This window comes from Deinococcus sp. KSM4-11 (assembly GCF_004801415.1).
Taxonomy (GTDB): Bacteria; Deinococcota; Deinococci; order Deinococcales; family Deinococcaceae; genus Deinococcus.
The window spans coordinates 131537-156694 of record NZ_SSNX01000004.1 but is presented as its reverse complement, the minus strand read 5'-3'; the positions used below and the strand labels follow the sequence as shown (position 1 = coordinate 156694).

Genomic DNA, 25158 nt, shown 5'->3' with positions numbered 1-25158 from the left:
AGTTGCTGGAGAGAGCGCCCAGAGTCGAACTGGGTAATACGCGGATCGCCGACTGGAGCAAACGCAGTTGCGGGGACGCAACTGGTGATTCACTATATTTCTAGATGGCAAAACGGAAGCCGAATCCAGCAGTAACGTTTGCGTTTCGTGTCGGCTGGCGCAGCTGGCTCGTGCCCCCTCTAGATCCGAACTCTGGTATTTTGCCCGAACTCTTGACCAAATCTCCGAACAATTTATACGTACGCTATTCATATCTAAAGAAAGCTGGTTACAACTATACCTTCAGGAATTCCAGCGGAAATATTGACATCCACATACAAAGTGAACTCTGGAGCCGAGCAGTATCAGAGATGTATGAGTGGAAAGTGGCACAGGAAGACGAGCTATTAGGTAACGAGCGCCTAGGAGTGTGGCGTAAATCTTCAGGGGCTTCCGGTCAAGAACTATACGCAAGGGCATGCTCTACCGCATCCGCTAAATACATCTTAAGGAACGCATTAGAAAAATGTATTGTTCAGGCTACCTCCAAAGGCCATGACTACTCGATTAGAGCCCAATCTCCATCAATGTTCGCAATCTCATCAAAAAGAACATACCCATATCCACAATATGGCGCCAACGATGATGTTATTACCTATTGGATTTCACGTACCGATGTGCATGAAATTGAGTGGATTTCTTATTTCGATAGTGGCGGCGTTTACCACTCGGAAACATTAGACTATATTTCTCCGGGTGGTTCTTCAGAATATATCCCTGGCGATCCTACGATCTTGCGTGATTCATCGAATGGCCAGTTCGGTTCTTACCCATCATACGAAGGTGATGACGAAGCCGATTAAAATAAGAACGTGATTACTTATCGAACCACGGCATAGGAAATTGCTACCACCTATCCCAATCAAAATATGAGCTAGCGCTAGGCAGTGCTGACCACCCCAGCGCGTGGCTTTCTACGGTCAGGACGGAATGGCCCTGACTGTCCATGTGCCTGTGTCCATGTGGCCTGGCGTGCGCAGCATGCTCGCTACCGTCCGACCGGGTGATCTGGTGTTCTCTTCGCCGTAATCCCCAGGCTTCCCACCGTTTGCCATATCCGGCCTGACACACCTGGCCTCCGGTCTGCACCATGACCGGAGGCCAGCTTCACTCACCCCACCATCCGCGCTTGATCCTCGAAAGGACGTGCCCACCATGACCACACCCCACGACCTGACGCCCTTCCTGCATGGCCTGAATCCGGATCCGGACGCCATGACCGACGCCCGCGCCTTCGCGTTCATGCAGGTCGACCCGCTGCGCCTGTGGAACCGGCTCGAAGACCTAGTGATGACCTTCGCGCACTTCGCTCAGGATCAGACCGGGCCAGCTCTCCAGGATGCACAGACGGAAGCCCGGCGCGTTCTCGCCTTCGCCGTCTCCGGGCTGTATGCCCTCATGGTGGATAGTGAACCTGCGCACGCCTGGGGCGTCCTGGCGCATGCTCGGCAATGGGCCGTAGGGCGCTGCCACACAACCAGCGAAGCCCTATCCCCGGACACCATGAACACTCTTGCCCCCATCCTCTCTAATCTTTATGCCCTACCCGGCTGGGCCGCTGCCCAGGGGTACCGCGTGGAAGCGGGCCGGCTGGCCGCATGGTGGGTAGTGGCGAGCCTGTTGGAAGCCGCACCCACCCTTGAAGATGGGGACGGCGAAGAAATGATTGCATCTGTACTCGAAGCCCTGCAGGATGGCCCGCAGCCACACGCGCGGGCGGCGCACCTTATGGCGGCCTTCGACCAGGTGCCGGCCGTGCATATCGCGCAGTACGTCGAGGCGCTGGGCATAGGCCGCGCACGGGTCAGTCTGGGTGGAGGCGAAGACTACGAGGTGACCCGCTCAGACTGCACCCTGACGCCCCTGCCGGACGGTGAGGGCTTCCTGTACCTCTACTCCGGAACGCCGGACGCGCTGACGGTGAGGCTGGAACGAGAGGAAATGCGGACGGTCTGCGCGGCCCTAGGCTTCGAGCTGGGCGAAGACACCGGCCCTATCTCCCCGCTGAACTGATGAACTGAAAAGTTTGGAGGCAGCTACCCCGTAGAAAACAGAATGCACACGTGCCGCTCCAGTCGAACCTAGGGCGGTGTACGTTCTAGAGCGTGCGAACACTCCCCATACTCGCCGCCTTGCTGACCGCGTCCTCCGCTATGGCTGCCAAATGGGAGTATGCAATCCTCTACAGCGAAGCGGGATACGTGGAATGGCAACACCCCGCAGGCGTCGTCACGACAGACGATCTAGCTAAGACTATGATCAAAATGGGATGCAAAATTAAGAAGTCACAGAGCGCAAATTACATTGACTTTCTGAACTGCGTTGGCCCTCAAGGGTGGGAGCTTGTGAACATAGTGTCGAAGAGTGAGACAGAGCGGTATTTCTTCAAGCGTGTGAAGTAGTAAATCAGACCCTGAGTGCACCTTGCGCTGCTTTACAACGCTGACACTATGGCCCGCCGAAACGACCGCGCAAAGCGTGGCCCCATGATCCGCGACAGGTGCGCCATACGGTCATGCGGTCACACGTCCCGGTATTCCCGTACATCTTCCGGGCGCCCCCACCGCTGGCCGCCCTGTACGCCGTAGCCCAGGCAGGCCATGCGACCTGCATCTGCCAGCCGTCGCAGCGCGCGGCGCGTACTAGCCTCGCTGGCCGCTGTGTGCAGTACCAGGGTGGACACAGCCAGCGGGCCGCCTTTTACGGCCTCCAGAATTGCACTCTGTACCCGTCCCAGAACTAGGCTCATGCCCACAGTGTGCCGTTTATAGCGTGCTTTTTGCAGTAGTGGAACACTTACAGGAGGATACTCACACATGGCAAAGATCACGGTAGTGACAACCAAAGGTGAGACTCCTACGTTCTCAGGCACGAACGAGAGCATCAGGGCTGTAAACTCGACGTCATGAAAAAAATCAAGACGATGGCAATAGTTCTCGGTCTATTTGCAGCCGGTGTAGCAGTGGGACAGGCAAAGGACGCTATCTCTGAGTTTTATAACGCAGATGTAAGTCAGGCTCAGACTCAGGCCAACTCAACCTATGCGGCTTGGGCACTTAGCCGCACCTCTGGACTTCCGGCTGCATTTGTAAGTAACCAGGCTGAGGACACAAAGGTGCGTTTAGCGTACCTACAGGTGAAGCAGAACGCCGAAATCATACGCCTCCTGACTGAACTCAATACCAAGAAGTAGATCTTTCATATCCTCGATTAACGGCCCTCTGGGAGACTTCTTCATTACGCCATCCCTCCAGCCACGCGACACACGGCCGCATGAAGGCGCCACAGCGCCACGCCCCACCGGGCCACGCGGTGCACCTCCGGCGAGACAGGAACGCAGACGGCCAGAGCGTCACACCACGCGGCGCACGCCTCGAAGTAGGCCGCGAAGTCTGCCGGCCGCGCTGGGCGGGGAATCCACACGCCGTCCCGATCCTCGAAGGCCAGCGCCGCCCAGGCTTCCGCCTCTTCCTTCGCCGGGTGCTCGACGTGCGCCGCGTCCTCGATGTGGGCACACCTGGCCAGCAGGCTGTCCCACAGATCCGGGTCACCATCGGAGACGGCCACCGCGTCCCGGTAGGCGGCGCGGTCTGCCTCGGACAGCCGGGCCAGCCCTGCTCCGATCTTCGCTCCGGTGTCCGCGTTTGCAGCTTCGATCCTGGCCGCGTGCTCGGCTTCCAGGACTTCGACCCGGCCCACCTTGCCGCGCGGCGTCATGGCGTACCCCCGTCCGGGGCGGCCAGCGCCAGCAGCTCCGCGTCCGAGAGGGCTGCGACCCTAGCGCGCATGGTGGCTACATCCTCTGGCGTCATGCCCGCCCACCTCACGGCCACCGCGTCCAGGTCATCGTCTGACAGGCTGGCCAGCCATGACCGCACGCGGGGCCGGGCGTGGTCTTCCAGCGCGTCCAGACGTGTAGCGCGTCTCATAGATCCTCCCAAGACACATCAGCCAGCACCTTCGACGTCCCGACCGGGGCCAGCATCAGCAGTCCGGTTCCTGCCGCGTCCGCACTGCCCGCGTCCTGCAGGTCTTCCGGTGAAAGAGGAAGGGTGCGGTTCCCGTTCACCTCGCGCCACAGGCCCGCGTCTATATCGGCCTCGAAAATGCCCAGCACGTCCCCGCCGTCTTCCTTGCGCTGGCCTTCCAGCCGGGCCACCCGTGAGCGCTGGCCGGTCATGGTGTGCCCCCCTCGAAGGCCAGGGCAAAGGCACGCTGGGCCAGAGTGCGACTGTCTCCGGTGTGTGCCTCTGATACGGCCCAGGACGCTTCCAGCAAGTCTGCATACCCCCGTGCGCCCAGGGCTTCGACCATCTGGCGCTCGGCTTCCGGCAGGGCGCGGGCCAGCTCCAGCGCGGCGCCGGCCAGGCTGTCCCGCCGTGGCCTGGCACCCTGGAGCCGGGCCACGTGCCGACCTTCCAGGACTTCGAGACGCTTCCTCTTCGCCGTCATGCCGACCCCCTGGCCAGGGCGGCTACGCGGGCCGCTTTCTCCCCAACGATCCGCCCTGCGACCCGCTGGAAGGTGGGCGTACCCGCTTCCTCTTGCACAACCTGCAGAACGGCGAGCAGGAAGCTGGGCAGATCCGAACGGCGCACGTGTGATGCCTCGAAGTCTCGGCGCTGGGCTTCGAGCTGGGTAAGCCGCTTACCCCGCGTCATGCCGTCACCGCCACGCCCAGCGCCCGCAGGCGCGGCTCAAAGGCCCGCAGGGTCGAGGGATCATCGAAGTGCACGCGCACGACGTCCGACACTGTGGCCCGCCGTGGAAGATGGGCCTCGATGTACCACGGGTGGGCGTAGACCTCCCCTACTTTCAGCTTCTCCAGAGGTCGCTCTGGCCATCCCCCCAGAGCCCGATCCAGCCCCACGACAGCTCACTGGGACGCTGTACAGGCGACGGCAGGCGGGCCACCTGACCCCCACCGCTCGCCATGCGGTGCCACATCCCGCGCGCCCGGTCTGGGTCACGTTCCCAGACGGAGGACAGCAGCGCAGAGAGCTCGATACCAAGGCGCTCCGTGGTGTACGTCGTGGTCATCCAGAACGTGCCACTCCACAGCACGGGCAGCACCCACCCCTGATCCCCCTCGAAGAACGTCGCCTCAGGGATGACGTTCAACTCAACAGCGACCTTGAGGTCAGCGAGCGCGAAGTAGGTTGCGGGCTCTTCAGCCATGTAACCGTAGGTCACGACGTCGGGCAGCGGGTGGAAGGTCAACCGCTCCAGGAAGGCCCGGAGAGGATCGTCAAACGTCTGCCCCGGGCGGTCGAGCCGCATGGACAGTTCGCCGTGCTCCAGGAGAGCCGTCAACCGTTCCGGGGTCATGCGAACCCAGAACCGGCACCCGCGCAGCGCTTCGGCCAGGTGCGCGCGCACCTCCTGCGTGTACCGCGGCACCGACCAGCCGTGCGCCTGGGCGTGCTGGGCGATCACCGGCCGGGCCTGCTCCTGGGTCAGTTCGATCAGGAAGGGGTGCGCGCCCGTGGGCACGCCGCCGGCAGACTCCATCACGGCGCCCGTCATGCGGGCCGCCCCAGGCGCGGGCCTGTGTCCTTCCCTTCGCCGTTCACGGCTTCCAGAGCAGAAATACGAGCTTCCAACTCCCCGACCTCGACAATCCGCGCGTAGGCCGCTGCCCCCTGCGAGATGCCATGCAGGGCGCGCAACACCGTTGCGTCTTCCACGCCCTCACCATCCAGAATGTCGCCCACTCGGGCCAGGGCACGCCATAACAGCGCACGGGCGTCCTCAAGGGTGCCCGGCTGGGCGCGCCGCTTAGCCCTCTTCGCCTGCCGGGCCTTCGTTGGATCCGCGTTCGGGTTGCCCATTACTCCCCCCCTCGGAACGGCGCAGGAGTCACGCTGTCAACTTCCGCCAGCGCCTCAGCAATGACCAGCGACACGGGCCGGTCAAAGTAGCGGAGCAGCGGCACCTGAGCCACACTCACGGCATGGTGCGCGGGTCGGCGCGTCAGGGGCTCATACACGCGAGTCATCCCCTGGGCATGGCGTCCATTCGGTGTTTGCGTCAGTGCGTCCGCAGCGCCCTCGCCCAGCTCGTCGAAGAGGGCATTCCAGGCCGTGCGCCCTGCTGATCCGGAATGGCTGGGAAGCCCGGCGAGGTGCTGAGGAATGTCAAATGCGCTCATGGCCTGTGCCTGGGCCGCTTCCAGGTCGGCGGCCCAGACCATTCGGGAGGCCGCGATCCGGGGCAGGTGCGAGCGCAGGAACGCGCCCAGCTCCATCAGCAGCCCGTCTGTTTCCTTGCGCCGGGCCTGCAGGTCATGCACGCGCACCTTAAGCGCTTCGAGGGCTTCCCCGCGGACTTTCTGAGCCGTCAGGCCCTCTAGGTGCACGCGGGCGCGCTCGATATGGCTGCGCTGTTCCGTGAGCATCGAAGCCAGCGCGGCCCGCTTGCCTTCGAGCACGGCAAGGCCGGCGAAGTTTTTCGACCCGCTGACCTTCATGGCCTGGATTTCTGCGAGCTGTTCCGCTTCCAGGTGCGAGAGTTCCGCCTCGTCGGTGGTGAGGTCTGCGAGGGCTTGCCGGGCGTCGTCTATCTGGCGAAGGAGTGTCATGCATACAGGATGCATAACATCCGCCCGGCACGTCATGCCGGACGGGTGGGACAGGGGAAACAGGGGATATGAGCACTGGCCTTTTTGCGTTCCCGACGCAGTTTTGTCAACCCCTATTTGAGGTAAATCAAAGATGTCAGGTACTGCGCCCCTAGTCAGCCCCCCAGGCATTGTCTATGCTGGGACAACATCGTTATCTGGGGGGGATGATGGTGTGAAAGATGACCACACAGACTCACAGATAGCAGGGCCCCTGTCGGTTGTACCTCCAATTATGAAGAAGGTACTATCGAGGGATAAAGCATGATAATTAAAGTCAGTACCACTCGGTGGTGGGTTGAGTGTGCAATTCATGTTGAACGCATACTGAACCTCATGATGAGATCCGTCAGCGTAAATATAGTGGATTACTAGCCCTGTACCGGCACCGCCAACATAAGCTTTTGGAATGTCTACATAGATAAGGACATTAAAAGCAAAATTGTTGGTTGAATTCGGGAATTGAGAGGCAGCTAGCAAAGAACCAGATCCTGATACGATGAGCTTGCCCGTACTTGAAACATTGTAGTTGCATTGAGAACCGTTGGCCTCTGAGGCAGATGAGAAGGGCTTCGTCGGAACGGAATCCGGCTCACTTTCACGGTAAGAATGTACATCAGCTCGAAAGACCAGATCGCATGTCACGTCTAATCTACAAGCTGGGCAATGTTCAGTGTATAACTTAACTCCGCCAACCCACCTAGTCAACGGCACCGCGTTGCTCCTCAGTTTGCCAACTTTAACTATGACGTCGCCTTCGGAGCCCAAATCTTTAGTGGGAAGATTAGAAATAGTAATGTGATCATTGTTCCACTCGGTCACATTGACGTTTTGGCCATTAATAGTCACAGTTGGCTTCTCAACAGAGCCAAACTCACCCGATATATTGAGTTTTTGATCCGGCTCATTTACACTCATCTGTTTAATGCTCGGAGCCAGGATACCGAAGGAACCCTGAAGTCGATAGAGGCCCAACTTAGTGGTAGTGATTCTACCACTAATCACATCGACGCTCTCAAAGGTATCTATCCCATGCTTCGCCATAGAAGCAAAAATGGCACTCGCGCTGAACGGCCGATTCGGCGGCGTTACCTTCTCGAACTCATTCAATCCCGTTGCACGGTCAAAGAAATAGCTGGATGCCCTAAAAGAAACTTTACCGCCAACGCTAGAATCCCACCCGGCCATAGTAGCCACACCCGCATTACGCAATACGCTTTGCAGCGATACAGCGGCAGTACTACAGGCATCCATGAAGGCGAAACTATTAGAACTGAATTTCGATTTCCAGTATTTTTCGATGAACTTATCGGTGACAGCGTAGTGAGTAGCCTCGCCGTCACAATTCACCTCAACGTCAATGCCTCGACGACAGAGGTCATCGTCGTAAAATGCCGACCGCCTGTCTAGAGCGGTCATGCGTACCAAAAAGCCATCTCGTATCTCCTGACTGTATTTGATCTCCGACCGCTCGTCCACCTTCGTCTTCGTCCACAGTGCAAAGCCGGGTACGAGCACTCCACCGTCAAGAACATTGTTCGGCGCACCATGGCTCGAGAAGTACAACACGCCCATCTTCGGTAGCGTCTTAAGGTTATCCACAGTGGGATCAATAACTATAACTTGGTAACGGCCATGATACGCAAGTGCTTTCTCTACAGTGCCTGCCGAGGATTCAAACGCAGACCCCATGGCTTCCATTACCACCGCTATTTTATCCTCCGGCAACTCGAAGTTATCGGTCGAAGCTGGCCTGATCACCGTAGCGTTGGCGAGGTGTAATTGCGGCGCTAGCCCTTGCGGTGTGAACGGAGATGTTCTCTCCGCTAATGGGGATGACGATGTGGGAGCGGAACCGGACGCGGGGGCAAGATCTGGCTCTCGGTTCGTTGCCAGCAAAAGCGGCTGACCATCAACGTAGAAAGCTGAAATTGAACCGTCAGCCTGGAGTGTGACTGATTTAAACTCGGGCCGGGCGCGGAGGAACGTCACCAACGCCTGGCGGTACTCAGGCACCCCGCCCCGCATGAGTTCATTCGCCTTCGTCTCGACTGCATTGATAGACGCCAATCGCACTGCATCGGAAATCGTAGTTACGTTTCCGTTCCCGTTGTTCGAATTCGAAGAGGATGGCTGTCCACAGGCGGCGAGGGTGAGAACGGCAACGAGGGCAAGATTACGACTGATCAAAATGAACTTCGAGGCAGTCATCGGGTGACCTCTCTGAACGTCTCGGGAGTGGGCGGAGGCAGGGTGTGATTCTGGACGAGCAGGGTAGGGCACGGTAACGCAATCCACCTCTGCAGAGTTTCGGGAGGCTGGTTGACAATGTGATAGTGAGGTTGATGTCGTAGGACGAGCCCATAGCATCTTACCAAGGGCTACAATTCGTGAGTGATTTGAAGTTTGATCACTTGCCATTATCGTCACCTCATTGATTGAGAGTGTTGCACTCACATCGTTTGAGCTTGGACGCGTTTTTAATTCTGAGTCGAGACTTTTACCATCACATTGACTTTCTGTGTATAAACTTGTAAAGCTTTACCCTGAACTGTAAGCGTAAAGTCTTTTGAACCCGCGTAACTGTTATCGATAAAGACGTTGAGCGTCCCAGATGCCCGGCCGATTCCCACCTCTGACTTCTCGGCATGAACGCCAACAGGTGGACTTACGAGCTCGAGGCTAATCGGCACGGTCAGGGGAGACGCGATGATATGCATCACGGAAATCACCAGCGGAGTCGCTTCGGTATCCCCCTGCTTGACCACAAGTGATGCCGGTGCCGACAGGCTGAACTGTATGGTCGCTGCTGCGATGGCCAGATTGCCACAGCCTGTGAGCACTGTCGGTGCCGCCAGCGTAAGAAGTGCGACCGTCACAGTGGGACACCATCTGCGCACTCGTTTGAACCCCAACATAGAACCCCCTTTATCTCCATTTGCGACTCTGGCCTATGACACGCGTCCGTAGGTTCGTCGGCAAAATGTGTAGGAATTGTCCTGAAGTGATGTCACACCCTCTTGATAAAGGTCGCTGGCAGAGCGCCTCCCTCTAACCATTCGATAGAGGTTGCGGAAGGACGTCGGCTGGGGAACAGTGCATAGATATTTCTGAGCAACACATGACTTATGACGACAGCCTGACTGTAGGGGGGGATAGTAATATATCACACTTTTTGCTCACAAGCAACACAGCGGGTTCAACGGGCCCTATTCCGCGCTGGCGCCAGAACCCGAGAGGCATAGACGCTGCGTTCGCGGTGCCGCAGCGTTCACGCCTCAGTCAGGCTGCACCATGACCCGATTGACCTACAGCAGTGCGTCCCAATCCACCGACAGGCCGCGCGCCTGCGCATAACGAGCTAGCGCGTCAGGTGTCACGTACCGCCACCCGCGCCCTTCGACGATCTGCCAGGACGGCAACGCCCCCACCCTCAGCGCTGTCTTGACAGTCTCTTCCTTGAGGTTCAATGCGCGGGCCACCTGGCCGGCCGTCAGCCCTTGCGGGATGCCCTCAGGCACCTCGCATTCAGACCAGGGGGGGATACCCGGCGTCATCCTCTCCCCTCCCTACCTAGGGACAGCAGTGCGTCCATGTCCCGCTGAATGCCCAGACGGGGCAGGAGCGCCAAGGCGCATAGCTTGCCCGTATACGTGATCTTGCCAGCCCTTGTCATTCCACCCATGTCAGCCACCATGCGGGCCACATCTCGACGGGCGGGGGTGGGAGCACCTTCTTTCGCTGCAGTCAGGATCTGCCGGCGCAGCCTGCCCGCTGGCAGCGACCGAGCGTAAGCAGTCAGGACGGCCCACTGAAGGCCCGTCATGCCGCCCACGCTCCTCGCGCTGCCCAGAGCGCTTGAATGTGCCGTTCAGGGTCGCTACCCACGGCATACAGAGCGGCGCTGGCCAGGACGTAATCGCCCAGGTTGCCCACCATGCCTCCTGCAATAGACGCAGGGTAATTTAGGTGGTTTCCCACGGCGGCGTGCACGAGCCTTGCCAGGGCTTCAGGTAAGGGCGGCAGGTGCTGGCCGCCCGTTGCCTGTATGGCGGCCATGAGCGCCGCCTTCTGCATCTTGATCTGTTCCGCGAGCTCCGGTGTCACGGCCCCCTGAGGGGCGCGGGCAACCAACCGGCTCCCTTCGACGGCCAACCGCACGCCGCGCCCTTCAAGTTCCCTCAGCAGCTCCGTTACTCCCATGCCAGCACCTCCTCGTGGTCAACCTGGGAGGGGATCAGAGCGGCCGGGTGTACATTGCGCGGTTCCGGGTGTACTTTGACATTTGAACGTACACCCTGTTTTTCATCGTCCAGCACGGCTCCGGTGTATGTTGTGCATGAGGTGTACGTTGAATCGTCCCTTTTTTGCAGGCTGTAGCGTTCCCCGTCTTTGGAGCGCCCAGCCGGGGTGACCAGGTACCCGGTCTTACTCAGGGCAGGAGCGAGCCTTCGGAGGCTTCCACCCAGGCCACGTGGAGTCCGAGGCCAGGACTGAGGAGGCCGCGAGTCTGGGTATTCTCTTTCTCCCAAAATGGTAAGTAGCTTTTTTACCGTACCTGTCCACTCGTCCTGATCGTCCATGAAGCGCCGGAGCGCTTCGGATACCGGGTCGCCTTCAAGTACCGCACTGGCTGTCTCCGTCTGCATTTCCGCGTAGGCAGCAAGGAACGTTCCAGCCTCCCACGGCATGGTCGCTTCTCCTGCCACGATCAAGCGAGCGAAGTCCGCAAGGCGCGGAGATTCCGCGAGCTCTGTTGTCTCAAGGTTGCGGAGGCTTTCAGCCAGGGCCGTCAGCAGTGCCCCAAGCATGCGGGGCCGGGCCTCTTCAAACGCCGTCCAGAAGGCCCGTTCGGTCAGCCTCTCATTCGAGGGGATCCGGTGCAGTGTGACTGTTATGGCCCGCTCTGCGAGGTCAGGCCGGGTCATCAGATCGGGAATCCCATTCACGATCACCGGCCTGACAGCTTCGAGAATTGTCTCTTCGCTGTCGCTGTAGAGCGTCCGGGAGGCCACCGCGCCGCCCGTCGAGAGCACACACAAGCCGTCACTTAGCCAGGGCGGGATGCTGGAGAGATTGTCGTAGCTCTGGACGTGCCCGCTCTGCGCACCCACGAACAGATCCTGCTCAGTCTTCGGGGGGCGGCGGCGTTCCGCCTGGTGCGGATCGATCAGCCGCTTACACAGGGATGCCAGCGTGCTCTTTCCCGTGCCCTGCTCACCCGTCAGGGCGAGGAGTGGATACGGCCCCATGCCGGACACGCCAGCGGCCAGCCACGCGGTACACATCATGAGGCCGCGCGCGTCGGTGTTCAGGAAAGCGGCCAGCTCGCCCAGTTCCCCGCCCGTGATCGGCGTGGGCAACGGCAGAAGTCCTGCTGGCCGGGTGAAGCGCACGGGGCATTCCTCGGCAGGAATAACCTTCCAGTACCCTGCCCCGACCTCGACGGCCTCCCAGGAGGGTGTGCCCAGGTCAAGGTAACTGCAGCCGTCCAGGTGCTTCACCCTCAGGCCCGTGTGATGCTGCTCCCCTTCCCGGCGCGCAATCGCGCCCATAACGCCCAGCGCTTCACTCATGCCCTGACTGTGGATCGGGCTGCGGTCACGATCCCAGACGAGTTTCGTGAAGTAGTCCCGTGAAGCTGGCCCACCCAGGCGATAGTGCTCACGCCGGCCCTCCACGCTGACGGTGATGTACCCGACGCCGGCCTGATCGTGCCAGAGTTCCGCGCCGTCTTCCTGGACGTATTGAAGCAGGCGCGTCCCCACGTTCGGACGCCGACCTTCCTTCTCACCGCTGTCCGCTTTGTCAGGTTTGGGCAGGCTGGGCACGTCGTACCCGCACACATCCCGGAGGTAAGGCAGGCCCCGGCCTTCGCCCCCGCCCGTCTCTATGGCGGTCGCCCAGCGGGCGAGTTCGTCTCGCCACTGTTCCGGAGTGCGGGAACCGTCCGCACACCACACGCTGAACACGGCAGCAGAGGCAAGGCCGTCCAACATCCCAGCGAGGTCACCGGCCCGTGCTCCAAGGTTCAGGAATGCGGAGGCGGCATCATGCCGGGCGGGCGGTGCCTTCGACGTGGCCACATGTAGGAGCAGTGGCACGGCGGCCGCGTCAAGGTCGCCGGACGTGCTGGCCTTCGCCATAGTGACCTTCGTGGGCGTGGACTTCACCTGCGCCGCGAGTTCCTGAAGGCGCTGGGCGGGGTTGCGGGTGATCCATTCCCCCAGCTCGTCTACCGGGATTGGCTGGCCGTCCGGCGTTTCGAGGAATGTTGCGCCCAGGCGCGGCCGAATGCCCTTCTGGCCAGACAGCGCACGGCTGTAAGGCGTGATGATCCAGCGGCCGTTCACACCGGCCGTACCCATCGGGTACGTTTCGACGTTCTGCCGCAGGCCCGCGAGTTCTCGGATGCGGGCGAGGGCGTGAGCCATGACGGGCCAGGGCAGCTTCGAGTCTGAGAACGTCCACACGTGCCAGCCCTTGCCGCTGGAGCTGCGCTCTGGGTACGCGTTTAGGTTCAGGCCCGCGCATGTTTCCAGCACTGCGCGTAGGGCTTCCGGCATGGCGTCACCGGGAAAGTCCTTCGCGTCCAGGTCGAGTGCTCCCACGTCTGTTCCGTCCTCACTGCCAGGCAGGTAGCCCAAGGCGTTGTCTGCCGTGCGCCCGTTTTCGCCCAAGTGGGCGGACAGGGATTGGAGAGTGACGGGGGCGCGTTCATAGGTCTTGACCTGTTTATGGCCCTCGGCATCCCGGCCAGTGACACGGCCGTGCTTCATGGGGTTCATGGGAAAGAACTGCGCGAAGTCCTCTGCGATGCTGGTCATGCTTGGCCCCCAAAGGGCGCACGGAAGCCGGGGCGAGCCATGAGCATGTCCAGCACCTTCAGGCCCGCGCCAATGTTGCCGGGACGCTGGGCGTCCAGTACGGCAAGCGTGTACAGATCTGTTAGTCTTCCAGTGTTCTGCCCGTTGCCCGCGCTCGCATCATGCCCGTGATGCGGCGCTTTCATTTGGTGCTCCCAGTACCGTTCAGGAAGTCATCAATGGCCGTCAGTGGGATCAAGATTTTTCGGCCCACGCGGATGCTTCGGAGCTGGCCGGTGCGGATCAGTTCGTAGACGTAATTTCGCCCGATGCCGAGCATCAGTGCGGTTTCCTCTGGTTTGCGGGTAGATCGATTGGTGCCGAGGGCTGCCCCGGCTTCGTGCGGGCTGAGGGTGATGCGATTGACCGGCTCTTGAACTACTGTCATATCTGCGGCCTCCTCTGAGGTCGTGTCCGAATGCTCTGTGAGAGGGGCATTCAAGTAGTGGGCGGTGCGGGTGTGGTGTTCTTGGTCGGATAACACGCCCGCGTCGTCTTTTTTCATTGCTTGCTTTGTGCCCGGTGGCCGTCCGGTGTCCGCTGATCTGGAGTAAACGCAGCACACGAGTTGCTCTGCGGTTCGTTCCCTTGCGCGGCGGCTTTTGCACTACATAGTCATTCCCCCTCAGGTGCTCGCCCCAGCCGGGATGAGCGGTGTACACACGGTAGAGAAAGGGATGTCATAACACAAGGTGCCATAAGTGTGACATGCTATGGCGCATGCCAAGGACGCCGAAGCATCTCCCAATCGGACACTTCAGACAGCGGAGAGCTAAGACCGGCTACACATTCTCTCAGGGCGTGTTCTGGAAGACTCCGGCCATTGAAGATTTTGACAAAAACCCGTTTTACGACAGCGCAAATATAGTAGAAGTTATAAAGCCAGTTAGTGCAAGCAAAACAGCTGACGACTATTACGATTTTGATGGATATAGCTCTGAAACCGTTCTTGCTGACTTTATCAAAGTAGTAGATTCTGTTAGTGCACTTAGATTTTGTAACTCTTATGGTCTTCCTTGCCGTTGCGACGGGATCTTTATTGATGAAAGACCAGTTGCATACGCCTATTTCGAAGGAAACGATATATCTAACATTTTGAATGAAGCTTATACGCTTAGAATATGCCAGATTATTGTAAATGCATATTCTAAAGACGATGAAAAGGCACAGGCTGAATACTTCGAGAACAAATTCGAAACAAAAATCACCCCCCTTTTCGGAGATGACAATTTGTTTACGTTTTGCGAGATAGCTACAAAACGTGAGACAGAATTTGTTGGAGTTATTGGGTTCGGATTCAGTAACAATGTGGCTCTTGACGGAGCGATGCAATTTCTCAGAAAGATCGTAGAGAAGAAGATGCGCGCGAGCGGAGCGACCCTCACCCTTCTCCCGCGGCAACGGGGGCAGGGTTCCAAAATGCGGTTGCAGGCATTCGTCGTGCCTGACGATCTGCTGGGCGTCATGTGGCACCGATTCACGGATGGGGCAGGGACGCGAGAAACCATTGTGGAATGCGAGATATGCGGCCAGTGGTTCAGGGCGCTCCGCGCGGATGCGCGAAAGTGCAGCGACAAGTGCCGGCAGCGTAGCCACAGGAACGGCACTTCGACGCCGCGAAAGAAGAGGGCGGCATCCACCCAATGATTTGTGCCCAACCCGTGCCCAACCGATACGGGATGAGCCGGGCCAATCGGGGAGATGATCGGGTGGGCAAACGATCAATGGGGCAAAAAAACGCGGCCCAGGCGGATGATACGGGGCATGGGGATATGCCCAGGGATGGGCCAGCATGAGGAAGCGCCACACTTCTAAGCGGTCGGTCGCAGGTTCGAGTCCTGCAGGGCGCGCCAGCCATCGACGCCGTCCAGCACGGGCGAGCGCCGAGGAGACCCCAGGGCCGCACTGGCCTTCTGGGGTCTCCGACTAGAATGGTTCACGCACATTTTCCTTTCTGCCTATCCGTGAGCGACAGCCCTTCCAATGATGGGCGTGAAGGGCAACCCGGTAAGCAAAAGATGAGCTGCCGGCCCGACTGACTAATTTAAATGGCATGACAAGCATTTTCAGAAACCCAGCACTGTTCCGGGCAGCTGCAATATCCTGTCTGCGAGGCGTTTCGATTCTTGGCCGATTTGACAGTCCGAGCGACGAGGCCCTAGTCTACTTATCGCTTACATGTAACGTTTTCATCCCTGCCTACCAGGATCTGGTCAGCGCTCTTCCGTGATGTGAAGGAGTCGATATGCCCCCACCACAAGATGCTTCCCGGACTGCCGGGATCCGCGAGGTGGCGCGGCAGGCGGGGGTATCGATCGCCACGGTCAGCCGGGTCTTCAACGCTGGCTCGACGGTGCAGCAGGAGACGCGCGAGCGGGTGCTGGAGCGTGCGCAGGCCCTCGGCTACCACCCCAGTCCGCTGGGTCGCCATCTGGTGCTGGGCCGCAGCGATCTGCTGGGCGTGATCCTTCCCAACAGCGGATTCCCCCTGTACGGAGCGGTGTTGCAGGGCATCGAGGACACCATCCGGGATGTGGGCATGAGCGTGCTGCTGGTGTCAGGCCTGGATGATCCGCAGGTCGAGCGGCAGGCGGCGCGACAGCTGCTTCAGCACGCCGTGGATGGCAGCATCGTCGTGAATTCACGGGCGGGCACGATGCTGCCGCGCCATCGGAATCGGGCCTGGGTGCACGTGGCTCCGGAGGATCCTGCGGTACCGCACCGGGTCGAACTGGACAACAGGCAGGGAGGGCTGCTGGCCGCCCTGGAACTGCTGGCCGGGGGAACGCGGCATCCGGCCTTCGTTGGAGCGCCGGGTCGGGAAGCGGCCGAACGCGAGCAGGGCTTCATGGAGATCATGACGCGGGCGGGTCTCATGGTGCACCGCGCGCCCGGCGATTACACCGAGGACTCGGGTCTGCGGGTGGGCATGTCCCTCCCGACAGAGGTGGACGCGGTGTTCGTCGCCGGTGACCTGATGGCCGCCGGGGTGCTGCGCGCCCTGCATCAGGCGGGCCGACGGGTACCATCCGAGGTGACGGTTGTGGGCTTCGACGATTCGCTGATCGCGCCCCTGCTGTACCCCCGCCTGTCGAGTGTGCGGCAACCGGCATATGACCTTGGCGTGGCGGCAGCGCGACTGGCATTGAACCTGATTGCCGGTGAGGCTGGGCCGGATGTGCTGCTGGAGCCCAAACTGGTAAGGCGGGAGTCAAGCGCGCGGGTGCCACCGCCGAAACCGCCGTGATCAATCTACCCCTCCATTTCCACACATAACCCCCGCCCAGGTAGACCCTCGTTCAGGAGATGAGCATGAACAGTAACGTTTTCATTACGGCCGACCTTTATGACTACGCGTGCGCCGTCCTGCTCCCCTCCCCTCTCCTCCCGGAAGTGCCATGGCCCGCGTAAAGATCGCCTACATCGGCGGCGGCAGCACCAGGGCGCCCGGTACCCTCGCCTCATTCCTCCGGCAGGCGGCCAATTTCGCCGGCTCGGAGATCGTCCTGCACGACGTCGATCAAAGTCGGCTCGACCTGGTCTGCGCGCTTGCGCGGCGCATGGCCGAGGTTCAAGGCGCTGACCTGACCTTCACGGCCACCACGAATCGCCGCGCCGCGCTGGAGGACTGCGACGGTGTGCTGTCCAGCTACCGGCCGGGCGGCTTCGAGGCCCGCGCGCTCGACGAGCGCATTCCCCTCTCGCACGGCGCGGTGGGCCAGGAGACGCAGGGCGCCGGGGGCTTCTTCATGGCGCTGCGGGCCGTGCAGGTGGCGCAGGGGCTGGTCGCCGACATGGAGGCCGTGTGCCCGGACGCGTGGCTGTTCAACTACACGAATCCGGTGAACATCGTGGCGCAGGCGGTGGCCGACCACTCGCCAGTGCGGGTGGTGTCGCTGTGCGAGGGCCCGATCGTCTTCCCGCGTGAGATCGCCGAACTCGCCGGACTTGACCCCCACCTCGTGCGGGCTACTATGGTCGGCCTGAACCACGCGTGCTGGAGCGCGGAGGCCACCTACGACGGGGCGCCGATGCTGCCGCTGCTGGCCGCGAGCCTGGACGGCGAATTGCCGGACGCCTGGGCGCGGCGCTGGATCGAGCTGGCCGTGGCGATGGACGCGCTGCCCGCGTCGTACATGAAGTACTACTACTTCGAGCAGGACATGGTCGCCGAGCTGCGCGCCAAGTCCACCACGCGCGCGCAGGACATTCAGGCCGAGGTGCCGGACTACTGGGCGCACTACCGCGAGCAGCTCACGGCGGACACGCCAACGCTCGACCCCCAGCGCTCGCGCGGCGGAATCTTCGAGCTGGAGGTCGCAGTGGACGTGATGGACGCCCTGTTCAACGACCGCGCCGAGGTCTGGCCGTGCAACGTGGTGAACCGGGGCGCGCTGGCGGACTTCCCGGATTCTCTGGTGGTGGAAGGCCCCTGCGTGGTCGATGCGCGTGGCGTGCAGCCCGTCGCGGGCCACCGCTTACCCCCAGCGGCCCGCGCGCTCACCGGAGCGCTGGGTGAGTACCAGCAACTTGCCGCGAACGCCGCGTGGGACGGCACCCGGCGGCAGGCGATCCAGGCCCTGGTCAGCAACCCGCTGGTGCGCACGCTGCCGCTGGCCGAGACCCTGTACGCGGAACTGGCCGCTGCCCACCGGGCGTGGCTGCCGGAGCGGCTGTGGTGACGCCGGGCGTGACCGTCCGCACCCTGCCGGACACGCTGATGCTGGCGGAGGTGGCCGCCGACTGGCTGGCCCAGCGCGTCGCCCTCAAGCCGGAGCTCACGGTGCTCGTCGCGACTGGGCAGACGCCGATGGGCATGTACGGGCGGCTGGCCGCGCGGGTACAGGCGGGCACGCTCGACTGTTCACAGGTCACCGCCGTGCAGCTCGACGAGTATTCGGGACTGGCCCCCGAAGACCCGCGCCGCCTGCGGGACTGGATGATGACGTCGTTTGTGACGCCGTTGCGTATCCTGAAGGTCGTGCCGCTGGACGACCCCGCCACCTTTACCGCCGAGCTGGAGGCGCTGGGCGGCCTCGACGTGGCGATCCTGGGCCTGGGGCCGAACGGACACCTGGGTTTCAACGAACCGCCAAGCGGCCCGGACGCGCCCACGCGCGAGGTCGCCCTGACGCCCGAGAGCCTGCTCAGCAACCGCCACTACTGGAATGGGCTGGACGTGCCCACACGGGCCGTGACAGCCGGGATGGACGTGATCCTGGGCGCGCGCGAGACGCTGCTGCTCGTCAGTGGGGCGCACAAGCGGGCCATCCTGGGCGCCGCGCTGGACGGCCCGGAAACGCCCGAGGTGCCGGCCAGCTACCTGCGCCGCACGGCCCTGACGGTGCTCGCCGATCAGGAGGCCCGACCGTGACGGGCAGCGTGGACGCCGTGCTGGGCCTGGATGCGGGCAACACGAAGACGATCGCGCTGCTCATGGACACCACGGGCCGCGTCCTTGGCTGGGGCCGGGCCGGGCCGGCCAACATCTACACCTCGGTGCCTGACGCCGTGCAGAACCTGATCCAGGCGGCCGAGGCGGCCTTCGGGCAGGCGGGCCTGCGGGGCCGCACGCTCCGGGCGGCCGTGCTCAGCGCGAGCGGTGCGGACTGGCCTGAGGATTTCGCCCTGCTGCGCGACGCCGTGGAGGGGCTGGGCTGGGCGGAACGCACGGACATCGTGAACGACGCCGTCGGAGCGCTGCGGGCCGGGTCGGAGGACGGCCTGGGCGTGGCCGTGGTGTGCGGCACGAGTTCCGGCACCGCCGCCCGCGTGCCCGGCGGCCGGGTGTGGCATTCCTCGTACTGGCAGGAACCCGAGGGCGCCGAGGATCTCGCCCGGCAGGCCCTGCGCGCCGTGTACCGTGCGCACCTGGGCATCGACCCGCCCACCACGCTGAGCGCGCGGGCCGTCGCGCTGTTCGACTGCCCGGACGCGGACGCCCTGCTGCACCGCATGACCGGGCGCACCCAGCCGCCCGTGCCGAACCTCGGTCGGCTCGCCCGCGCCCTGCTCGACGAGGCCGACGCGGGCGACTCCACCAGCCGCCGCATCGCCGTGCGGCACGGGGAGGCGCTCGGCGACTACGCCCTCGCGGCGGCGCGGCAGGTGGGCCTGCGGGGTGGGTACCGGCTGGTCACCTCCGGCGGGGTGATGCGCCATCCCAGCACCCTGCTGCACTCGGCCCTGGTTCAGCGCGTGCAGGTTGGACATCCAGACGTCACGTGGCAGGCCAGCGCGCTCGAACCGGCCTGCGGAGCCGCGCTGCTGGCCGCCGAACTTCACGGCACCCGAATCACCGGCGAGCAGTACGCCACCCTGGCCGCCACCGCTCCTCACGCACAGGTCTTCGAGACGTGATGGCCACCCTCGCCGCTCTGTACATCTACCCCGTGAAATCCTGCGCGGTGGTGCCGCTCACCATGGCCCGGGCCGAGTCGCGCGGCCTGGCAGGAGACCGCCGCTGGGCGCTGGCCGGGCCGAGCGGTCGCCTGCTCACCCAGCGCGAGCAGCCGCGCATGCGCCTGATCGAGCCCGTCTGGGACGGCACGCTGCGCGCCCTGCGGGCCCCCGGCCGGCCGGAGTTGCCGCTGCCCGCCGAGCCGCTCGGCCCGCGCGTCCCGGCCACCCTGTGGGGCGAGGCCATCGGCGGGCTGAGCGTCACCCCGGACGCCGCCGCGTGGCTCCACGCGTTCCTGGGCGTGCCCTGCGACCTGGTGGCCCTGCCGCAGGACGCGTCGCGCTGGCAGGAGGGTAAGCCGTTCCGCGCGCCGCTGGGCTACGCGGACGGCAATCCCTTCCACCTCATCTCCACTGCTTCGCTGGCCACGCTGGGGTCGGCCTCACGCTCGCCCCTCGACTTCCGCCCGAACTTCGTGATCGACGGGGCGCCCGCCTTCGCGGAGGACGGCTGGCGCCGCCTGCAGATCGGCCCGGTCGGCTTCCAGGCGGTCGAGTCGTGTGCCCGCTGCAGCGTCGTGAACGTCGATCCGGACGGCCACATGACGGCCGAACCCCTGCGTACCCTGGCCCGGCAGCGTCGTCAGGGCCGCGTGATCCTGTTCGGTCAGCACCTCATTCTGGAGGGCGAGCCCGGCGCGACCGTGCAGATCGGGGACACGGTGACGGTGCTGGAGTCGTCCCCGGAACCCAACCCGTGCTACGGGTGAGCGGCCCAGGACGGGCACACCCCAGCAGATCAGGTACTTCAGACGATCCATCGCTGCTGGACGGCAAGTAAGGCCGGAGCAGATCGCTCTAGCATGGAACGTGTTGTCCAGCACTGCGGGATGCCCCGGAGCGGGCCGGGCGTACACTCGCGCCCAGTGATGACGTGATGCGCGCGCCCGTGACCCTGCCCCCCCTGAATGCCCGCGCGCTGGCGCTGGCGTTGCTGATCACGTTCATCTGGGGCGTGAATTTTATCGTCATCAAGTGGTCGGTGGCCGGGGCTCCGCCGCTGCTGGTCGCCGCGCTGAGATTCATGGTCGCGGCCTTTCCCGCCGTGTTCTTCGTGCCGCGCCCGCAGATGCCCGCACGACTGCTGTGGGGCTACGGACTGACGGTCGGCGTGGTGCAGTTCGGACTGCTTTACCTAGCGATCCAGCTCGGCATGAGCGCCGGCCTGGGCTCGCTGCTGATGCAGATGCAGGCGTTCTTCACGGCGCTGCTCGCCGCGCGCGTCTTCGGGGAACGCATTCAGCCGTGGCAGGCGGTGGGCATGGCCGTGGCCTTCGCCGGGATGGGCGTGATCGGTGCCCTGTCCGGCGGTGATCTCACGCTGGTCAGCCTGCTCCTGACGCTGGTGGCCGCGCTGGGCTGGGCCGTCAGCAACCTGCTGGTGCGGGCGTCGGGCGGGGCGAACATGTTCTCGCTGGTCGTGTGGAGCGCCCTGATTCCGCCTATTCCACTCACGCTGCTGGCCGGTATCACGGGCGGCTGGGCGGCCGTGGGTCACACCCTCATGCACTCCGGCCCTGGCTTCTGGGCGGCCATCGTGTTCATGGGCCTGGGGAACACCGTACTGGGCTTCGGGGTGTGGGCGGCGCTCATCCAGCGGCACGGCGCGGCCCGGGTCGCGCCGCTGTCGCTGCTGGTCCCGGTGTTCGGATTGATCGCCAGCGCCCTGGCCTTTCACGAGGCGTTTCCGCCCGGCAAGGCCCTCGGCGCGGCGCTGGTCTTCGCAGGGCTGGTGCTGCATGTGTTCGGCCGGCGGTGGTGGCCCGCGCGAACCGTGCCGGCGTGACCTACTCCCGCTGCCGGTAGACGGTCAGCGCGTGCCCGTCCAGGTCGCGGGCATCGACGGCCTCACCCCAGCCCATGCGCTGCAGCTCGCCCACCGGCGCGCCCGCCGCCAGCAGGGCGTCCCGTGCGGCGGCCACATCTGGCACCGCGAAGCCCAGTTCCACCCCGCCCGGCCGTTCCTGCGCGCCACTCGCGTCCAGCGGCTGGAGGATCAGGGTCAGGCCGCCCGCGTCGAGCATCACGAACTCCGGCGAGGCCCGCTCCGCGTCGAGCAGGCCGAACACCGAGCGGTAGAAAGCGCGCGACGCCGCCGGGTCACGCACGGCCAGCGTCAGGTTCTTGAGCTGGCCGCTCACGCCTGCGCCTGCTCGTCCAGCGCCTTGACGACCCCTTCGCTCCATGTGCGTCCGGCATCTCCGCCCCACAGCAGCCATGCGATGTACCCGCGCGAAGGTGGCTTGCCGTCTTTGCCATTCTGGTCGAGATTATCAACCGAATGCCGGGGGAAATACCGGCTGATGTGCCTAACCTTGCGGGCCGTGACCGTGCCCCCGGCCGCGAGCAGACGCGCGGTCGCCTCGCCCACCTTCGTGCCGCCGAAGCCGTGCTCGGCCCGCAGTTCCAGGCCGCGTTTCGCGTTGGCCTGCACGGTCTTCGGGACGCTGAGATCCACTGTCGTCTTCGCCATGTCCTACCGTGGACGCGGGGAGCCAGGCAAGTCCGCAGGCGACCCCACAGTTTCAAGGACGCGTGAGCACCTGCTCCCGGAACGCGCCCTTTGACCTACCCTGATGCCCATGTCCTCCCCGCTGTTCGATTCGCACATGCACACGCCCCTGTGCGGGCACGCGACCGGCACGCCCCGCGAGTACGCCCAGGCCGCCCTGGACGCCGGGCTGGACGGCATCTGCTTTACCGACCACAGCCCGATGCCCGCGTGGTACGACGCGCCGTGGCGCATGCGGCAGGATCAGCTCGCGCAGTACATCGACGACGTCTGCGCCGTGCAGCAGGAGTTTGCCGGGCGGCTAGACATCCGTCTGGGTCTGGAGGCAGACTTCCACCCCGGCACCGAACGGTTTGTGGAGGGCCTCCTTGGCGCGCATCCCTGGGATTACGTGATCGGCAGCATTCATTACCTGGGCGCGTGGGGCTTCGACAACCCGGAGTTCGTGGCCGAGTACGAGTCGCGCGACCTGACGGGCCTGTACCGTGACTACTACGCGCTGGCCGAGGGCGCGGCGAGAAGCGGCCTGTTCGACTCGATCGGGCACCTCGACCTGCCCAAGAAATTCGGGCACCGCGATCCGGACGGCGCGGCCGCGCTGCACGCGCTGGACGTGATCGCCGCGCACGGCCTGAGCCTGGACTTCAATACCGCCGGGTGGCGTAAGCCCGTGCACGAGGCGTACCCCGCCCCCGACCTGACCCGGCTGGCCGCCGAGCGGCACATTCCCTTCGTGCTGGGCAGCGACGCGCACCGGCCCGATGAGGTCGGCTACCACTTCACCGAGGCCATGAAGCAGATCCACGACGTGGATGGCCGGATCGTGACCTACCGGGGACGGACACGGCACGGCTGAAGGAGGAAGCGGCCGTCCGTCTCAGAGCCCGGCCCCGCCGACCGCTACTCTGAACGCATGTCCGACATCACGAGAAAATCGCTGGTGGGCGTCCTCAAGACCACCGCCGACCTGCTCGACCTGCTGGGCGTGGGCGACGATCCGTTCCGCGCGCAGGCCTTCCGCAGCGCGGCGCGCAGCCTGGAGGGCGTGGACGCCGAGGTCGAGGCGCTGGCCGCGCGGGAGTTCGCGGGCATCCCGAAGGTCGGGAAGGCCATCGCCACGGATCTGGTGGCGTACGTGCAGACCGGCATCTTCGGGCCGCTGGAGGACGCCGCGAGCCTGATTCCGGCGGGCGTGCTGAGCCTGTTCCGGGTGCGGGGGCTGGGGCCGAAGAAGATCCGCGCGCTGTGGGACGCCGGCATCGACTCGCTGGAGGGCCTGCGCGAGGCCTGCCGGGACGGACGCGTGGCGGCGCTCAAGGGCTTCGGGGCCAAGAGCGCGGCGTCCTTTCTGGAGGCGGTGGAGTTCGCCCTGAGCGCGCAGGAGCGCCAGCACCTCAGCACCGCGCTGGAGGTCACCGAGGCCCTGTGCCGGCGGCTGGACGGCCTGGAACCCCGGATCGCGGGGGACGTGCGGCGGGGCCTTGACACCGTGCGGGTGGCGCGCGTGACCGTGACTGCCCCGCCCGAGGCCGTGCAGGAACGCCTGAGCGGCGTGGTCGAGGATCTGGCCCCCGTCGAGGGCAAACCGCTGTTCGCCGGGCGGGTGGACGGCGTGCCGGTGGAGATCGCCTACGCGCCCACACCGGACATCCGCGGAGCGCTCGACCTGATGATGGGCGGCAGCACTGCGTACCGCGAGGCCCTGCGCGCCGAGGCGAAGGGCAGAGGCTTCGACTTCAGCGGGCGCGGCCTGAAGGGGGACGGGCAGGTGCTCGACACGCCCACCGAAGCGGACGCCATGCGCCTGCTGGAGCTGCCCCTACGCTCTGCCGAGTACCGCGAGCCGGAGCATGACGGCATCTGGGAAACCCTCCCCCCGCCTGAGCAGCTCGTCACAGTGTCCGACCTGCGCGGCATGCTGCACACCCACTCCACATGGTCCGACGGCGCGGCCAGCATCGCCGACATGGCCGCCGAGACCGTCCGGCTGGGCCACGGGTTCCTGGGCACCGGTGACCACTCGCGCGCCGCGCACTACGCGAACGGCCTGAGCATCGAGCGGCTGCACGCCCAGCTGAAGGAAGTCCGAGAGCTGCAGGCGGCCGGCGTGCCCCTGGTGGCGGGGGCGGAGGTGGACATTCTCGACGACGGCACCCTGGATTACCCGGACGACGTGCTGGCGGAACTCGATTACGTGGTCGCCAGCGTGCACAGCCTGTTCACGCTGGACGCCGCCCGGCAGACCGAGCGCCTCGTCCGCGCGGCCAGCCACCCGCTCGTGACCATCCTAGGCCACCCGACGGGCCGCCTGCTGCTGCGCCGCCCCGGCTACGCGCTCGACCTGGACGCGGTGCTGGAAGCCTGCGCCGTGAACGGCACGGTCGTGGAGATCAACGCCAACGCCTACCGCCTGGACGTGGACTGGCGCGTCGCCCTGGCGTGGCGGGATCGTCTGAAGTTCGCCATCAACACCGATGCCCACGTGCCCAGCGGCCTGAAAGACGCGAAGTACGGCGTGATGGTCGCGCGCAAGGCCGGGCTGACCCCGGCACAGGTGGTGAACACGCTGGAGCGCGACGCCTTCCTGACGTTCGTGGCGCAGCAGCGCGCGGGACGGAACGGATCCCAGGGCGTGTCCACGCAGCCCATGTCAAGTTGACTTG

General features: G+C 63.8%; 27 protein-coding genes. 12 read left to right on the top strand and 15 right to left on the bottom strand.

What is annotated here, in order from left to right; translation table 11 throughout:
• Nucleotides 1–104: 104 nt before the first annotated feature.
• The 3 genes from E7T09_RS13020 (at nt 105) to E7T09_RS13005 (ending at nt 3232) form a co-directional block, all read left to right on the top strand.
• Nucleotides 105–842 carry a hypothetical protein gene (locus tag E7T09_RS13020; protein ID WP_136389634.1) on the top strand — a complete coding sequence of 246 codons (738 nt, stop codon included), beginning with the start codon at nt 105–107 and terminating at the stop codon, nt 840–842.
• Between the two features lie 352 nt (nt 843–1194).
• The gene (locus E7T09_RS13015; protein ID WP_136389633.1) at nt 1195–2052 is read left to right on the top strand and encodes a hypothetical protein; all 858 of its coding nucleotides are present in this window, start codon (nt 1195–1197) and stop codon (nt 2050–2052) included.
• A gap of 892 nt (nt 2053–2944) precedes the next feature.
• The gene (locus E7T09_RS13005; protein ID WP_136389631.1) at nt 2945–3232 is read left to right on the top strand and encodes a hypothetical protein; all 288 of its coding nucleotides are present in this window, start codon (nt 2945–2947) and stop codon (nt 3230–3232) included.
• Nucleotides 3233–3276: 44 nt separating this feature from the next.
• Here E7T09_RS13005 and E7T09_RS13000 read toward each other — a convergent pair whose 3' ends face one another.
• The 13 genes from E7T09_RS13000 to E7T09_RS12940 form a co-directional block, all read right to left on the bottom strand.
• Nucleotides 3277–3756, bottom strand: a complete 480-nt coding sequence (locus E7T09_RS13000; RefSeq protein ID WP_136389630.1) for a hypothetical protein — start codon at nt 3754–3756, stop codon at nt 3277–3279.
• On the bottom strand, nt 3753–3968 hold the full coding sequence (locus E7T09_RS12995; protein WP_136389629.1) for a hypothetical protein: 216 nt from the start codon (nt 3966–3968) through the stop codon (nt 3753–3755). Before E7T09_RS12995 ends, E7T09_RS13000 begins: the two co-directional genes overlap by 4 nt.
• Nucleotides 3965–4219, bottom strand: coding sequence for a hypothetical protein (locus tag E7T09_RS12990; RefSeq protein WP_136389628.1), 255 nt, complete (start codon nt 4217–4219; stop codon nt 3965–3967). Before E7T09_RS12990 ends, E7T09_RS12995 begins: the two co-directional genes overlap by 4 nt.
• Nucleotides 4216–4491 carry a hypothetical protein gene (locus E7T09_RS12985; RefSeq protein WP_136389627.1) on the bottom strand — a complete coding sequence of 92 codons (276 nt, stop codon included), beginning with the start codon at nt 4489–4491 and terminating at the stop codon, nt 4216–4218. Before E7T09_RS12985 ends, E7T09_RS12990 begins: the two co-directional genes overlap by 4 nt.
• A 363-nt stretch (nt 4492–4854) precedes the next feature.
• Nucleotides 4855–5565, bottom strand: coding sequence for a hypothetical protein (locus tag E7T09_RS12980; RefSeq protein ID WP_136389626.1), 711 nt, complete (start codon nt 5563–5565; stop codon nt 4855–4857).
• A complete protein-coding gene (locus E7T09_RS12975) occupies nt 5562–5870 on the bottom strand; it encodes a hypothetical protein (protein WP_136389625.1) in 309 nt (102 codons plus the stop codon). The genes E7T09_RS12980 and E7T09_RS12975 overlap by 4 nt, the downstream gene beginning before the upstream one ends.
• Nucleotides 5870–6619, bottom strand: coding sequence for a hypothetical protein (locus E7T09_RS12970; RefSeq protein WP_136389624.1), 750 nt, complete (start codon nt 6617–6619; stop codon nt 5870–5872). The genes E7T09_RS12975 and E7T09_RS12970 overlap by 1 nt, the downstream gene beginning before the upstream one ends.
• Before the next feature lie 174 nt (nt 6620–6793).
• Entirely contained in the window at nt 6794–8869 is a 2076-nt protein-coding gene (locus E7T09_RS12965) for a hypothetical protein (protein ID WP_136389623.1), read from the bottom strand.
• A gap of 269 nt (nt 8870–9138) precedes the next feature.
• The gene (locus E7T09_RS12960) at nt 9139–9537 is read right to left on the bottom strand and encodes a hypothetical protein (protein WP_136389622.1); all 399 of its coding nucleotides are present in this window, start codon (nt 9535–9537) and stop codon (nt 9139–9141) included.
• 429 nt (nt 9538–9966) lie between these two features.
• On the bottom strand, nt 9967–10215 hold the full coding sequence (locus E7T09_RS12955) for a hypothetical protein (protein ID WP_136389621.1): 249 nt from the start codon (nt 10213–10215) through the stop codon (nt 9967–9969).
• 265 nt (nt 10216–10480) lie between these two features.
• A complete protein-coding gene (locus E7T09_RS12950; protein WP_136389620.1) occupies nt 10481–10861 on the bottom strand; it encodes a hypothetical protein in 381 nt (126 codons plus the stop codon).
• Nucleotides 10852–13485 (bottom strand): hypothetical protein, encoded by a 2634-nt coding sequence (locus tag E7T09_RS12945; protein WP_136389619.1) that lies wholly within the window; start codon nt 13483–13485, stop codon nt 10852–10854. The genes E7T09_RS12950 and E7T09_RS12945 overlap by 10 nt, the downstream gene beginning before the upstream one ends.
• A 181-nt stretch (nt 13486–13666) precedes the next feature.
• Nucleotides 13667–14029, bottom strand: coding sequence for a helix-turn-helix domain-containing protein (locus E7T09_RS12940; protein ID WP_240741777.1), 363 nt, complete (start codon nt 14027–14029; stop codon nt 13667–13669).
• A gap of 215 nt (nt 14030–14244) precedes the next feature.
• Here E7T09_RS12940 and E7T09_RS12935 point away from each other — a divergent pair, with 215 nt between their 5' ends.
• From E7T09_RS12935 to E7T09_RS12905, 7 genes are all read left to right on the top strand, one after another.
• The gene (locus tag E7T09_RS12935; RefSeq protein WP_136389618.1) at nt 14245–15171 is read left to right on the top strand and encodes a hypothetical protein; all 927 of its coding nucleotides are present in this window, start codon (nt 14245–14247) and stop codon (nt 15169–15171) included.
• 598 nt (nt 15172–15769) lie between these two features.
• Complete coding sequence (locus tag E7T09_RS12930) at nt 15770–16771, top strand: LacI family DNA-binding transcriptional regulator (RefSeq protein ID WP_136389617.1); 1002 nt, start codon at nt 15770–15772, stop codon at nt 16769–16771.
• 151 nt (nt 16772–16922) lie between these two features.
• Nucleotides 16923–18206, top strand: a complete 1284-nt coding sequence (locus E7T09_RS12925) for a glycoside hydrolase (RefSeq protein WP_136389616.1) — start codon at nt 16923–16925, stop codon at nt 18204–18206.
• A gap of 8 nt (nt 18207–18214) precedes the next feature.
• Nucleotides 18215–18898: a glucosamine-6-phosphate deaminase gene (locus E7T09_RS12920; protein WP_240741776.1), complete on the top strand. Its 684-nt coding sequence runs from the start codon at nt 18215–18217 to the stop codon at nt 18896–18898.
• Entirely contained in the window at nt 18895–19884 is a 990-nt protein-coding gene (locus E7T09_RS12915) for an N-acetylglucosamine kinase (RefSeq protein WP_240741775.1), read from the top strand. Before E7T09_RS12920 ends, E7T09_RS12915 begins: the two co-directional genes overlap by 4 nt.
• Nucleotides 19884–20693 (top strand): MOSC domain-containing protein, encoded by an 810-nt coding sequence (locus E7T09_RS12910; RefSeq protein WP_136389615.1) that lies wholly within the window; start codon nt 19884–19886, stop codon nt 20691–20693. Before E7T09_RS12915 ends, E7T09_RS12910 begins: the two co-directional genes overlap by 1 nt.
• Before the next feature lie 167 nt (nt 20694–20860).
• Entirely contained in the window at nt 20861–21769 is a 909-nt protein-coding gene (locus E7T09_RS12905) for an EamA family transporter (protein ID WP_136389614.1), read from the top strand.
• Between the two features lies 1 nt (nt 21770).
• On the opposite strand, the gene E7T09_RS12900 is transcribed toward E7T09_RS12905, so the two are convergent.
• On the bottom strand, nt 21771–22124 hold the full coding sequence (locus tag E7T09_RS12900; protein WP_168734834.1) for a VOC family protein: 354 nt from the start codon (nt 22122–22124) through the stop codon (nt 21771–21773).
• Nucleotides 22121–22456, bottom strand: coding sequence for a DNA-binding protein (locus tag E7T09_RS12895; protein WP_136389612.1), 336 nt, complete (start codon nt 22454–22456; stop codon nt 22121–22123). Before E7T09_RS12895 ends, E7T09_RS12900 begins: the two co-directional genes overlap by 4 nt.
• A gap of 109 nt (nt 22457–22565) precedes the next feature.
• Between E7T09_RS12895 and E7T09_RS12890 the strand changes: the two genes are divergently transcribed.
• Nucleotides 22566–23351, top strand: a complete 786-nt coding sequence (locus E7T09_RS12890) for a histidinol-phosphatase HisJ family protein (RefSeq protein ID WP_136389611.1) — start codon at nt 22566–22568, stop codon at nt 23349–23351.
• Nucleotides 23352–23408: 57 nt separating this feature from the next.
• A complete protein-coding gene (locus E7T09_RS12885) occupies nt 23409–25154 on the top strand; it encodes a helix-hairpin-helix domain-containing protein (RefSeq protein ID WP_136389610.1) in 1746 nt (581 codons plus the stop codon).
• The last annotated feature ends 4 nt before the right edge of the window (nt 25155–25158 follow it).